Raw genomic sequence first — 12,479 nt, forward strand, 5'->3', positions numbered from 1 at the left:
CTCCTTAATGCAGACGCTGAGCGCTTTTCGTCACGGCTGCCATACCCGCTTCCGGCGTGACCTGTCCCTGCAATACCTGCTGCAGCTGTTGCTGCAGGGTGTTGGAGAGACGGGAATAATCGGCGGTAATTGGGCGCATCAGCATCACGTCCAGCGCCGGTTTGGCGGCAGCAATTAACGGCTCCTGGCCTTTCTGCACCGCCGGATCGTCATAAGAGGATTTCCAGATTGGCAGGCTCAGACGGGCATATTTATCCTGCACCGGCTGAGACGTCAGGTAGCGAATGTAATCCCAGGACTGATCCGGGTGGCTGCTGGTCTGGGTCACGCCCAGGCCCATCGAGCCATTCATCGCCGCCACCGCACCCGGTTTTTCGGAAGGTGCGGGCACAATCCCAACGTCACCGGCCACTTTGCTCTGCTTCGGATCGTTGGCCATGTTGTACATATAGGTCCAGTTCAGGGCAAACGCCGCATCGCCGTTAGAGAACACCTTACGCACATCCTCTTCCAGATATTCGCGGGAGTTCGGGTTAGTGACTCCTTTATCCAGCGAGGTTTTCATATAATCGACGGCTTTAACCGATCCGGCATCGCTGAAGGTCAGCTTGCCATCTTTATAGAATTGACCACCGAAAGCGGAAACCAGCGTGGTGTAATCACAGACCAGCGCTTCGGCCTGCGACCAGCTCCACACCAGCGGATATTTCACGATGCCTTTCTCTTTCAGGATCTGCGACTGCTCCATCACCTGTGCCCAGGTTTTTGGCGGCTCTTTAATTCCGGCTTTCGCCAGCATCGCTTTATTGTAATAAAGGTATTTGGTATCGAGGATCCACGGCATTCCCCACTGTTTGTTATTCCAACTGACGGTACTCCAGGCGCCATCAAAGACTTTCGCCTTTTCATCCGGGGTAATTTTACTGGTGATATCTTTCAGCATATTGAATTTGCTGAATTCAGCGGGCCACATATCGTCAAATAACACCACGTCATAACCATTGCTGCCCGCACCGCGTGCGGCGACGATTTTATCGTGCAGCGCTTCATAAGGGACAAATTCAAGATTAACGCTGACGTCGGGATGGGCTTTTTCAAAATCAGTGGTCATGGCACGCACATCGCTTTCGCTGTAGGCGGCCTGAGACATAAATAAGGCATTAATTTGGGTTTTTGCAGAGGCCATCCCGGAGGCGCTGAGTGCCAGCAGGGTGAGGACATAACCGGTCAAACGGGGGGTGAATCGACGCGTCATACAAACTCTCCAGTTACAGTAAATGAAAAGCGATTGGTCAATCTTTTTTAACAACGGTAAAACGCCTGGCGCCCTTGTAAACTAAAGGGGCCAGGCGATAATTACGAGCACTTTCTTATTTTATTTCTTACAGTTGGCGGGATTCCCATGGTGCTGGCTGACTCGCCGTTCCTGACGCGCCCGCCGCGCATCGAGAGATGAATAGGTGATTTAATTTAAGGACTGTTAACGAGTGGCCCTGAGCGTCGGCAATATTGCTGCGCCCAACGCCCCGGCCGCATCGCCAAGGGCAGAATGCGTAATATGGTTATTTACCGCATATCCGTCTGCGCGGACCAATGCAGAGTCGAGACCTGATTGATAAAGCGGAAGCAGGGCCGCCGCGCTACCGCTTAATACGGTAATATCCGGGCCATACAGCGTCAGCAGCGTATTTAATCCGCGCCCAACGGTATGACCATATTTATACAGAATGTCGGCGACTTTCGGCCTGGCGGCTTTCATTTCGGTTAATACCGCTGGGGTGCTGCCATTCCAGACCAAATCCGGCAGCTCGTTTTCCAGCGCCTGCTGCAAGGCACCGCGCGAAGCGAGCATCTCCCAACAGCCCTGCAAACCGCAATAACACATCACCGGTTCGGAAGAGACCGGAATATGCCCGGCTTCCGGATGCTTGCCGTCAAAACTGCGCAACGGTTCGCCGTTATCCAGCAGCGCGACGCCAATGCCGGTGCCTAATGTCACCATCATCATGCGCTGGCTGCCGCGGCCTGCGCCTAAATGGTATTCGCCCAGCGCGGCCACCACCGCATCGTTATCAATGGCCACCGGTATCGCCAGCATTTCGCGTAATTGCGCCACCAGCGGGTAATAGGAAAAGCAGGCCAGCGTGTCGTTATTCTCAATAATTTCAGTGGCGTTATTGACCGGGCCACTGGCGCCGATGCCTAAACTTGCCAGCGAAGAGCCGTTCGGCAACAGGCGGCAAATCTTGTCGACCAGCGCCTTGGCCCGCAGCGTTTGCGGCAGGGTGGTAAACCAGGCCGTCGCCACCGTTTCTGACACCACTTCCCGTTCACCGTCCAGCAACACAATGCGTGTCCCGGTGCCACCCATATCGATACCTGCGCGGAGAGGAAGTGTGTAAGTTGTCATATTTTGTCCGTTATTTTTTTGCCGTAGAGGAATTCACCTGGCACCATACCATTGCCGCGGGCAAGCGTAACGGTAAGATGCTGAACCCAGAGCATAGCGCAGAGTAAACGGGTTAACGGCGAGTTTCCTGGCGTGTCCCAGCGCGGACTGCGGGCGTAGGCCACCGGCCCAACGGTGACCACTTCGGTGCCGTTGCTCAGCAAATCCGTGGCCAGCGTTTGCAGCGTGACATCGCTGCCATCGCCAAACAGCACGGCCAGCATGCCTTCACCCGAGGTTTCCATCGGGCCATGTCGGAACTCGCCGCCGATAAAGCCTTCTGCACTCACTTTTGATGCTTCTTTGATAATCAATGCCCCGGTTAAGGCGGTGGCAGCATCGGCTCCCATACCCACCAGCGCCACGCGCGGTTTAGCATGGCGGAATAAACGGTCGGTCAGCTGCTGTACCGGATCGCGTTGTTCGATGATCCCCGCCACCTGCGGCAGCACGGCGCGGACCTCTGCCAGCAGCGGCTTCTCGTCCTGACCGGTCAGGGCGTACAGCGTCCGGTAGCTGGCGACTAAGGTGTTCAGATAGCTTTTGGCACTGACGGTGGCTTCATCACCACTTTTCAGTTCAACCAGGATATCCGCCTTTTTTGCCAGCAGGCTGGTGATATCGTTGGTGACGCCAATCAGCGTTTTCGGCGTGGCGACGGCATCCAGCACCGCCACCACTTCGCCACTCATCCCGGATTGTGACGTTATCCATAATAAGGTCCCTGGTGTGACCATTTTTGGCATATCAAGTAAGCGACCTGCATCAATCCGCCACACCGGTAAGCCCTGGGCGATCAGCGCCCGTTCGATCGGGATCAACGCATAATCAGACGATCCCATTCCGGCCAGCACAATGCGATCGTACTGGTTGAGATCCAGTGAATTCAGTGTGCCCGGCAGGGCATAGTCGAGCTGGTCGCCAAGGGCGCTGACCTGCTGCGCTAACTCTTTTTCGTAGTCACTGAAGCACAATGCCGTCATGGGTCTTATTCTCTTAAAGGTAAACATTCCTGATGTGTTTAAACATATATGCACGAATTCGTGCAGTCAAGGCGAAAATTCGTGCAGTATGATTGTTTTTACCGCGAATAAAGCCCTCTCAAGGTGACAAATTGCACGTTGTGAGTCAGTATATGCATGATAACGTGCAATTACACACCAAGGGAGTGAGGGATGACAGCGGCACAGCGCAGAGCGCAAATAGTAGAAATGATTGCTGAACGGGGCTATCTGAATGCCGCAGAGCTTTCGGAGATCTTCGGCGTGGACAGTTCAACGATCCGCCGCGATCTCTCCTTGCTGGCGAAAACCGGCAAGGTGATGCGCACCCACGGCGGCCTGTTGCCGGTTGAAGCCGAAAGCAATAATGATACGCCGTTTACTGAGCGACTGACGATGAACGCCGCGGCCAAAACCGCGATTGCGCAGTACGCCGCCAGCCTGGTGAAAGATGGCCAGTCGTTGATTCTGGATAACGGTTCAACGGTGTATGCGCTGGCGCTGGCATTGAAGGATAAAAAGAATCTGACGGTGGTCACCAACGACATTTTTACCGCGATGGCGCTGGGCAATTTTCCGGGCATCACCGTGCACGTGGCCGGCGGGCTGATGCTGGATCAGGTTTATACCCTGGTCGGGCAGGAGACCGTCGACAAGATCAACAGCATCCACGTTGACTGGGCGTTTCTGGGATCGGAAGGGGTGCATTTCGACAGCGGCATCACCAATATCAACACCGTCGAAATCCCGGTCAAGCAGGCGATGATCAAGTCTGCCGAGCAAACGGTGGTACTGGTCGACAGCTCCAAAATCGGCTATCGCGCGCTGGCACACGTCTGTCCGTTGAGCGATATCAGCCAGATAGTCACCGAAAATTCCCCAACGCTGAAACAGCGCGCGAAGTACGGTTCGCGGTTGGTTGTGGTCGAGCCGCAGGCATAAAAACGCACGTAGTGACGCAGAAGGGGATGAAATTGCACTAAAATCAGTTCTTTTAGCCGTAAAAGTGAGCCTTTAATGTTGTATCGCCGCTTTGAGAAACTGATCGACATCTTCCAGGATGCCCCCGGCGCAACGCCACCCAACAGCGTCTGGGCCTTCTACGTTTACTACCTTCGCCAGGTCTGGCAAAGCTTCGCAATGCTGCTGGTGGTCGGCCTGATTGGCTCGCTGATTGAGGTGGCGCTGTTCCGCTATCTCAGCACCATTATCGATATGGTCAACAGCACGCCGCCGGCCACCTTCTTCAGCGATCACGCGTCGGCACTGATCTGGATGCTGGTGGTGGCGCTGGTGCTGAGGCCGATCTTTATTGGCCTGCACGACCTGCTGGTGCACCAGACCATCAACCCCGGCATGACCAGTATGATCCGCTGGCAGAATCATAACTACGTGCTGCGCCAGAGCCTGAATTTCTTCCAGAATGACTTCGCCGGACGTATCGCGCAGCGCATTATGCAGACCGGCAACGCGCTGCGGGACTCCGCGGTGCAGGCGGTTGATGCCTTGTGGCACGTGCTGATTTACGCCATCACCGCACTGGTGCTGTTTGCCGAAGCCGACTGGCGACTGATGGTGCCGTTGCTGCTGTGGATTGTCGGCTATGTTGTCTGCCTTGCCTACTTTGTGCCGCGGGTGAAATCCCGTTCGGTGGCCTCTTCCGACGCGCGTTCCAAATTAATGGGCACCATCGTGGATGGTTATACCAATATCACCACGCTAAAACTGTTCGCCCACAGCGACCTTGAACGGCAGTATGCCCGCGAGGCGATCGGCGATCAGACCGCTAAAACCCGCGAACAGGGCCGGATGGTGACCAATATGGATGTGGTGGTCACCACGCTGAACGGCCTGTTGATCGTCGGCACCACCGGTCTGGCGCTGTGGCTGTGGACCCAGTCGTTGATTAGCGTCGGGGCGATTGCGCTGGCCACCGGTCTGGTGATCCGCATTGTGAATATGTCCGGCTGGATCATGTGGGTGGTCAACGGCATTTTCGAGAATATCGGCATGGTGCAGGACGGCCTGCAAACCATCGCCCAGCCGCTCAGCGTGATGGATAAACCGAAAGCCCCGACGCTGAAGGTCCATCGCGGCGAAATTCGCTATGACGAGGTGAACTTCAATTACGGCGGGAGTCGTCGGGTGATCGATAACCTGCAGCTGACCATTCGTCCGGGCGAAAAAATCGGGCTGATTGGGCCTTCCGGCGCCGGTAAATCGACGCTGGTGAACCTGCTGCTGCGCCTGTACGATCTGGACGGTGGCCGCATTGTGATTGATGGTCAGGATATCGCCCAGGTCAGCCAGGAAAGTCTGCGGGCGCAAATCGGCATGATCACTCAGGATACCTCGCTGCTGCACCGATCCATCCGCGACAACCTGCTGTACGGTCGCCCGAATGCCACCGAAGCCGAGCTGGAAAAGGCCATTCACCAGGCGAAAGCGGATGAATTTATCCCAATGCTGTCCGATCCGCAGGGCCGTTACGGGCTGGATGCGCACGTCGGTGAACGCGGCGTGAAGCTCTCTGGCGGCCAGCGACAGCGTATTGCCATCGCCCGCGTGTTGCTGAAAGACGCGCCGATTCTGATCATGGATGAGGCCACCTCCGCGCTGGATTCGGAAGTGGAAGCGGCGATTCAGGAGAGCCTGGAAACGTTGATGGGCGGAAAAACGGTGATTGCCATCGCGCACCGCCTGTCGACCATTGCCAAAATGGACCGGCTGGTGGTGCTGGAGAAAGGGCGAATTGCCGAAATGGGTACGCATCAGGAACTACTGGCGCACGGCGGACTGTATGCGCGACTCTGGGCCCATCAAACCGGCGGCTTTGTCGGCGAGGATTAAGCGTAAACGGCCCTGTTTTCACAGGGCCGCACACCTCCGGCCTAGCTGGCGGGCTTCAGTTTTTTCAGCTCCAGCGCATAGGCTGTGCCATCCACCATCACCTTCAGATACTTCACATCGGTCCCCACGTCTGCCGTCGCTACATTGGCACTTTTCAGCAGCAAGGCATTGTCATTATTAAAGCCAATCCCCACGGCGGCTTTGCCGTGCCAGTGCTGATGGAAGCAGTTGTCGGTCGCCCCGTTTAAGGTGGCCAGCATCGTGGCATCGGTCACCGCGGTGTAGGACTTTTCGAACATAAAACGGATGCCCTTACTGAACCGGCTAAAATCATTGGTTTCAATGATGGCGGTGGTATAGCCGGTATATTTGCCGAGCTTGACGTAAATTTTAATCTTACCGTTCGAGGAACCGGGCTGGGTCAACACGCGGGTAGCCGGAGAGGAACCCTGACCGACCCAGCTGCTGGTAAAAGAGTTGTCGCCGGTTTTCAGAATAAAGATATCCGCACTGCCTTCCGGCGAGCGTTCAGAATAGCCGGTTTGCGTTTCGCCCTGGCTGCTGTAACCGCAGCTGGCTAACAGGCGAATTCGGGTTTGCACGGTGTTCTGCGACGGGGCCAGTTCACCCAGGTAAAACCAGGTTTCGGCATCCTTGCGGTTATCCATCTTATTGGGCGAGGAGAGATAGTCGTAGCTGAGCGAACCGTTGATCTCAATACCGTGACTTTCGGTATGCACGTTGCCTTTTTCATACGCTGAAATAGACGACCAGGTATCGCCGGTTTCCGAGGTATCCATGCTGGAACCGGCCTGCAGATTGAATTGGGTATTAATAAAGCGGGTGTAATGACATTCAAAAGGATGGGTGCAGGTTTCAAGGTTGAACCCGATGAAAGACCAGTCACCGTTAGAAAGGTTGCCGGGATATTCGCTATGTTCAATCCAGCCATTCCAGATAAAGGATTGCGTGGCACGTTGCAGATCGATGGCCGGTTTTAGCGTACTGCGTTGAATATTAAAGTTGGAGAGTTCGATGGCGGTAATATGGTCCCATTTACCACTCGGATTATTTGACCAGGTGGCATAAATCACCGTGTCGGAACAGTCACGGGCGTACCACTGGTCAATTTTACAATCGAGGGTATCGAGCATACTTAACCCTTTACCGCCCAGATTATAAAACATCATATTGCTGACGCGAATAAACTGACCAGCCTGAATAATGTTTTTATAAAAGCCTTTGGTATTGGGTGTGGCGGCCTTACTTTCACCATCAACGATGATGCTGGTGATTTCCGTGTAGCGGGCATTAACGTTAAACATCACCTCGCCGTTCTTTTTATCAGAAATCAGGGTGGTGGCGGGTGAATATCCAAAGGTGACCAGGTCGCCGGCCAGACGAAATCGGTTCACTTCCTTGCTGGCGATATCAAACTTTGAGATCAAATAACGCCCGGCCGGGAACTGAATACCAATGCTGGGACTGTGCTTCTGTGACCAGTTCCACATCCGCGTGACTGCTTCGGCACTGTCAAGGGTTCCACCGGGGACCGCACCAAAAAATACCACGTTGACGTCACGATAGTTGGCCAGATTACGCTTCCAACGTGCGCCTTTGGGGGTAACAACATTGATGCCGTAATCTTCTGGCGTGGATTTGTCGGAAATATCATAAATGAATACGCCGCCACCGGTTTTGGTGCCGGCGGTATATTCCATCATTACCGCTATTTGCCCGGCGGTGGTGGGTTCAAGCGCACGTAGCGCGTCGATTGTGCCGACCGTGGTAACCGATGTGTTTCCTCCGCTGACGGTGGCGAGCTCCATCACTATTTTGCCAAACTCAATGGCTTTTCCGTCTTTACCCAGTACCGTTAATGTATTGCCATTCGCCTGGTCGTAAATTCCATTCTCTGAAGAGGTGTTAGTGGAGCTGTTAGACGGCATATGATGAACCTCTTGTAATTAACGTTAATGACGGGATTCGCTAAGAATTATATCTGAGGCAGGAAGAAAGAGATTATCAGGGCCAGTAATAAATGATTTTATTGACGTGGCGTACTGCGGATTTTTGCGGGCAATTAAGTAATGGAGTTTGTTTGAATTGACTATTTATTTATTTGAGTTAAGTGAATTTGCAGACTTTCCTTAGCGTTATTTTATTTCCTTCAGGCTCTACAACATGTAACCAGAGTAACATTGCGACCCATAAGTTTGGCTAAATTATAAATCGCTATTTATGGAAAATAGCCGCCATTGCTGGCAGTTATTTTATTAATGATATTAATTTAATTTATGCGTTACGCCTCATCACCCTGGCGTCGGTAAGGTAATGCTTCCCGCGCTTCTTCTGCCCACTGCGCCACGCCAGCGCGCTCCTGTTGCAGGAAATCGGCCACGGCGTCGCGCAGACCTTCATGCCGCAGATAGTGCCAGGATTCGGTGATAACCGGTTCAAATCCCCGGATCAGCTTGTGTTCACCCTGAGCGCCGGCATCAAAGCGCTGCAAGCCGTGGGCAATGGCATAATCCATTCCCTGATAGAAGCAGGTTTCGAAATGCAGGCGATTAAACTCTTCCAGGCAGCCCCAGTAACGGCCGTACAGCGTATTGCCATCCATCAGGCTGAAGGCCATGGCGGCGGCAAGGCCGTTTTGCGTCGCCAGCACCACGCGGATCGCCTGCGGCATTTTTTCCGCCAGCAGGCTGAAAAAGGCGCGGGTGAGGTAGGGACGCTGGCCGCGCACCGCATAGGTATTGGCATAGCAGGCGTAAACAAAGTCCCAGTGCGATTCGCTCAGCTGGTTACCGCTCAGCCACTCAAATTCGAATCCCTGGCTGGCAACCAGCTGCCGCTCTTTACGGATTTGCTTACGCTTGCGCGACATCAGCGTATCGAGGAAGTCCTGGAAATCGCGGTAGCCCGGATTATGCCAGTGATACTGCAGGCCGAGGCGTGGCAGCCAGTTGGGTTCCTCCGCCAGCCGATCGTGGGTAAAGGCATTGCCGAAATTGATGTGGGCGCTATGCATCTGCCGCTGTTGCAGGAAATCCGGAATGCCCTGCAGCAGTTTGCTGGCCGCGTCGGCCTCGCCCAGCAGGCGTGCGCCGGTGACCGGACTGAACGGCACGGCGGCCAGCCACTTGGGATAGTAGGGCAGGCCCGCCCGCTGGCAGGCATCGGCCCAGGCATGGTCAAACACGTACTCACCCCGGGAATGGGTTTTACGGTAGCCCGGCAGCGCCGCCTGCACCTCGCCATTTTCAACCCACAGCAGATGCTCCGGCTGCCAGCCGCTGCCTTTGCCCAGACAGCCGCTCTCTTCCAGCGTGCTCAGAAAGGCATGGCTGATAAAAGGCTGGTCGTCGGGCGTTAACGCATCCCACTGACTGGCGGGAAGGTCGGCCAACTGCGTCAGAAGGGTAAGAGACATAGCGGTACTCCGTCATTGCGGCGAGTACGGGAACCCGTACCGGATAGATCGTGAAAGGCTAAGGTGAAGGTTTTTACCGCGAAGATCAACGACTGATACCGTCACCGCACGGGCCGCTAAAGCCGGGGCGGTGACGGAAGCGGGCAGGTTAGCGAACGCCGTGGGTCAGCGTGTAATCGACATCCTCAGGCTCTTCGCCGCCGACGCGCACCACTGGCCCCATGATAAACAGGAAGCAGAACGCCGCCACCAGGCAATGTGCGCCAACAAACACCAGTCCCAGGCTGTAACTGCCGGTGATGGCCACCAGGTAGCCAAAAATAATCGGGGTGACGATACCGGCAATATTGCCCACGCAGTTAAAGATCGCCCCAGCCAGACCCACCGCTTCTTTTGGCGCGGTATCGCTGATAATCGCCCAGGTGCCGGCCCCGGCCGCCACCCCTTTGCCATAGAAGGCGAAGGACATAATAGCGATAACCCAGAAGTTACTGTTGGCAACCGCCGCCGCAATCAGCGTGGCGGCCATCAGCATGCCGACAATATACGGCGTCTTGCGCGCCCAGGAGACTGACCAGCCGGTGCGGATCAGGTAATCGGAAATGATGCCGCCAGAAATACCGCCGGCAAAGCCGAACAGCGCCGGTGCGATGGTGGCAAACCCGGCGTGCAGAATATCCATTCCGCGTGCCTGCACCAGATAAATGGGGAACCAGGTGATAAAGAAATAGCTGAGGGCAATGGTGCAGTACTGGCCGATGTAGGCGCACCACAGCATGCGGTTGGTCAGCAGTTTGCGGAAGGTGGCACGCGACAGGCGATTTTTATCTTTCCTGACGGCAGTGGAGTCAATATCGATCAGCCCGCCGCCGTCGATAATATAGTCCAACTCCTGGCGGGAAACGTGCGGATGCTGACGCGGTTCCTTCATATACCACAGCCAGGCAAAGAAGGCGCAAATGCCAATCAAGCCCAGCACAAAGAACGGCCACGGCCAGCCAAATTCAGACACCAGCCAGCCGGACAACGGGGAGAAGATCGCCACCGCGAAATACTGTGATGAGGCAAACAGCGAAGAGGCCCGGCCGCGTTCCGATTTTGGAAACCACATAATGGCCACGCGGGCGTTGGCGGGAAAGCTGGGGGCTTAAATTAATCCCAGCGCAAAACGCAGGCTGAACATAATAATGAGCGCGCTGGTAACGCCCTGAGAAAACTCGCCAATAAAGCCCATCGCCAGCGTCGATATTGACCACAGCACCAGGGTAATGCCATAGACTTTTTTGGTGCCAAAGCGGTCGAGAAATAAACCGCCGGGAATTTGCCCAATCACATAGGCCCAACTGAACGCGGACAGCACAAATCCCAGCTGAATCGGCGACAGGCCAAATTCATCCTTAATTGCGCCGCCGGCGATCGACAGAATAGATCGGTCAGCGTAGGCAATTACCGACAGAAATAAGATCAACATTAATATCCAGATGCGGACATGCGAGCCGTTTTTTGCGGTCATAACAGATTACCTTGTGGGCCTTTCTTTCAAATATAGGAGCGCCGTCAGGTAACGGTCATTGGGCTTTTGTTGCAATAACGCGGGAATAAAACGGGGAAATTCAGCAAGAGTCACAAGGGCGCTTGAAGCGCTTCACATTCCCGCCACTGAATGCCGCTCGGCCAAAAAGGCTTTGCAGGAATGTGCTCTCTGTCGAGGAATTGAGCGGCAGAAGCTTCTACGGCCGCGTCAGTGATCCATTAAGCCGGGCGCGATATCTTTCAGGAAATTATAGAACCAGGTCTTGGCGGAGATATCGCCGATTTCGGTATGGGCATAGACAAAGACTTCCTGATCCGCCACCTGGAACGGTAGCTCCAGCAGGCGGCCATTGCCCCTGCGCTGATAAATTTTGGCGGCAGCGGACGGCAGGGTGACCAGCAGTTCGCTGGAGGAAATCAGTTCGCCCAGCGCGGAGAAGCGCGGCACTTCCAGCGCAATGTCGCGCTCCAGCCCAAACTCTTTGAGCCGGTCTTCCACGATATGGTGCCCGCTGCTGGCGGCCACAATCACATGCTGTTCCCGCATATATTCATCAAACGACAGCGTGCTGCCAATGCGGGGATGCTGTTCGTTCAGCAGGCAAACATAGCGTTCATACAGCAGCAGTTCGCGCTGTGCGGAAGAGATGGTTTCATTGCGGTTGCAGATGGCGGCATCCACCTTGCCGGTCAACAGCCAGTCATTCAGCCTGAGGGATTCTATCGCCACCACTTCCAGCTGAATGTGCGGCGCCTCCACCCGCAATGAGGCCACCAGTCCGGGAAGCAGCAACAGTTCGCCGAGGTCAGACAGGGCGAGGCGGAATTTTTGTCGCGAGGTGGCGGGCACAAAGTTTCGCGTATCCGCGACCGCCTTTTCAATGCCGGTCAGGGACTTTTTGAACACCTTATACAGCTGCAAAGCGATCGGGGTGGGCTCCATGCCGGCCCGGCTGCGTTTAAACAGCTCGTCGTTGGTTTCATTTCTCAGACGCGATAACGCATAACTGGCAGAGGGTTGGGTAATGAACAGCCGGTCTGCCGCACCGCTGACGCTGCGTGTTTCGTAAATGGCGATAAACACACGGACAAGATTGAGATCCATCATAATGCGGCCTTATAGATACTATCTATAAACGAAGATTCAAATTATCTATTTGAACTATTTTAAACTTCTTTATAACATCCACACCATCAATATTTGATATGT

8 protein-coding genes and 1 pseudogene are annotated in these 12,479 nt (G+C 54.8%); 2 read left to right on the forward strand and 7 right to left on the reverse strand.

From position 1 onward, the window contains the following. Positions 1-4: 4 nt before the first annotated feature. From ACXKZG_RS01145 to ACXKZG_RS01155, 3 genes are all read right to left on the reverse strand, one after another. Complete coding sequence (locus tag ACXKZG_RS01145; RefSeq protein ID WP_053141386.1) at positions 5-1,255, reverse strand: extracellular solute-binding protein; 1,251 nt, start codon at positions 1,253-1,255, stop codon at positions 5-7. Positions 1,256-1,480: 225 nt separating this feature from the next. Beyond that, positions 1,481-2,410 carry an ROK family protein gene (locus ACXKZG_RS01150; protein ID WP_488875587.1) on the reverse strand — a complete coding sequence of 310 codons (930 nt, stop codon included), beginning with the start codon at positions 2,408-2,410 and terminating at the stop codon, positions 1,481-1,483. Next, positions 2,407-3,432, reverse strand: a complete 1,026-nt coding sequence (locus ACXKZG_RS01155; RefSeq protein ID WP_041692153.1) for an SIS domain-containing protein — start codon at positions 3,430-3,432, stop codon at positions 2,407-2,409. The genes ACXKZG_RS01150 and ACXKZG_RS01155 overlap by 4 nt, the downstream gene beginning before the upstream one ends. A 192-nt stretch (positions 3,433-3,624) precedes the next feature. Here ACXKZG_RS01155 and ACXKZG_RS01160 point away from each other — a divergent pair, with 192 nt between their 5' ends. Then, positions 3,625-4,392 (forward strand): DeoR/GlpR family DNA-binding transcription regulator, encoded by a 768-nt coding sequence (locus ACXKZG_RS01160; RefSeq protein ID WP_013204330.1) that lies wholly within the window; start codon positions 3,625-3,627, stop codon positions 4,390-4,392. A gap of 75 nt (positions 4,393-4,467) precedes the next feature. Beyond that, on the forward strand, positions 4,468-6,300 hold the full coding sequence (locus ACXKZG_RS01165; protein ID WP_151036340.1) for an ABC transporter ATP-binding protein: 1,833 nt from the start codon (positions 4,468-4,470) through the stop codon (positions 6,298-6,300). A 41-nt stretch (positions 6,301-6,341) separates the two neighbouring features. Here ACXKZG_RS01165 and ACXKZG_RS01170 read toward each other — a convergent pair whose 3' ends face one another. From ACXKZG_RS01170 to ACXKZG_RS01185, 4 genes and pseudogenes are all read right to left on the reverse strand, one after another. Next, positions 6,342-8,249 carry a hypothetical protein gene (locus tag ACXKZG_RS01170; RefSeq protein WP_346600202.1) on the reverse strand — a complete coding sequence of 636 codons (1,908 nt, stop codon included), beginning with the start codon at positions 8,247-8,249 and terminating at the stop codon, positions 6,342-6,344. 353 nt (positions 8,250-8,602) lie between these two features. Continuing rightward, the gene (locus tag ACXKZG_RS01175) at positions 8,603-9,736 is read right to left on the reverse strand and encodes a GNAT family N-acetyltransferase (RefSeq protein WP_346568150.1); all 1,134 of its coding nucleotides are present in this window, start codon (positions 9,734-9,736) and stop codon (positions 8,603-8,605) included. 148 nt (positions 9,737-9,884) lie between these two features. Then, a pseudogene (locus ACXKZG_RS01180) lies at positions 9,885-11,249 on the reverse strand (MFS transporter). Positions 11,250-11,477: 228 nt separating this feature from the next. After that, positions 11,478-12,377 carry a LysR family transcriptional regulator gene (locus ACXKZG_RS01185; RefSeq protein WP_013204325.1) on the reverse strand — a complete coding sequence of 300 codons (900 nt, stop codon included), beginning with the start codon at positions 12,375-12,377 and terminating at the stop codon, positions 11,478-11,480. Positions 12,378-12,479 lie beyond the last annotated feature (102 nt).

It is taken from the genome of Erwinia sp. 2186 (assembly GCF_057812255.1).

Bases quoted from the DNA above. Each gene is read 5' to 3' on its own strand.
- ACXKZG_RS01145 (WP_053141386.1), bottom strand. From the start codon at position 1,255: ATGACGCGTCGATTCACCCCCCGTTTGACCGGTTATGTCCTCACCCTG.
- ACXKZG_RS01150 (WP_488875587.1), bottom strand. From the start codon at position 2,410: ATGACAACTTACACACTTCCTCTCCGCGCAGGTATCGATATGGGTGGC.
- ACXKZG_RS01175 (WP_346568150.1), bottom strand. From the start codon at position 9,736: ATGTCTCTTACCCTTCTGACGCAGTTGGCCGACCTTCCCGCCAGTCAG.
- ACXKZG_RS01170 (WP_346600202.1), bottom strand. From the start codon at position 8,249: ATGCCGTCTAACAGCTCCACTAACACCTCTTCAGAGAATGGAATTTAC.
- ACXKZG_RS01155 (WP_041692153.1), bottom strand. From the start codon at position 3,432: ATGACGGCATTGTGCTTCAGTGACTACGAAAAAGAGTTAGCGCAGCAG.
- ACXKZG_RS01165 (WP_151036340.1), top strand. From the start codon at position 4,468: ATGTTGTATCGCCGCTTTGAGAAACTGATCGACATCTTCCAGGATGCC.
- ACXKZG_RS01160 (WP_013204330.1), top strand. From the start codon at position 3,625: ATGACAGCGGCACAGCGCAGAGCGCAAATAGTAGAAATGATTGCTGAA.
- ACXKZG_RS01185 (WP_013204325.1), bottom strand. From the start codon at position 12,377: ATGATGGATCTCAATCTTGTCCGTGTGTTTATCGCCATTTACGAAACA.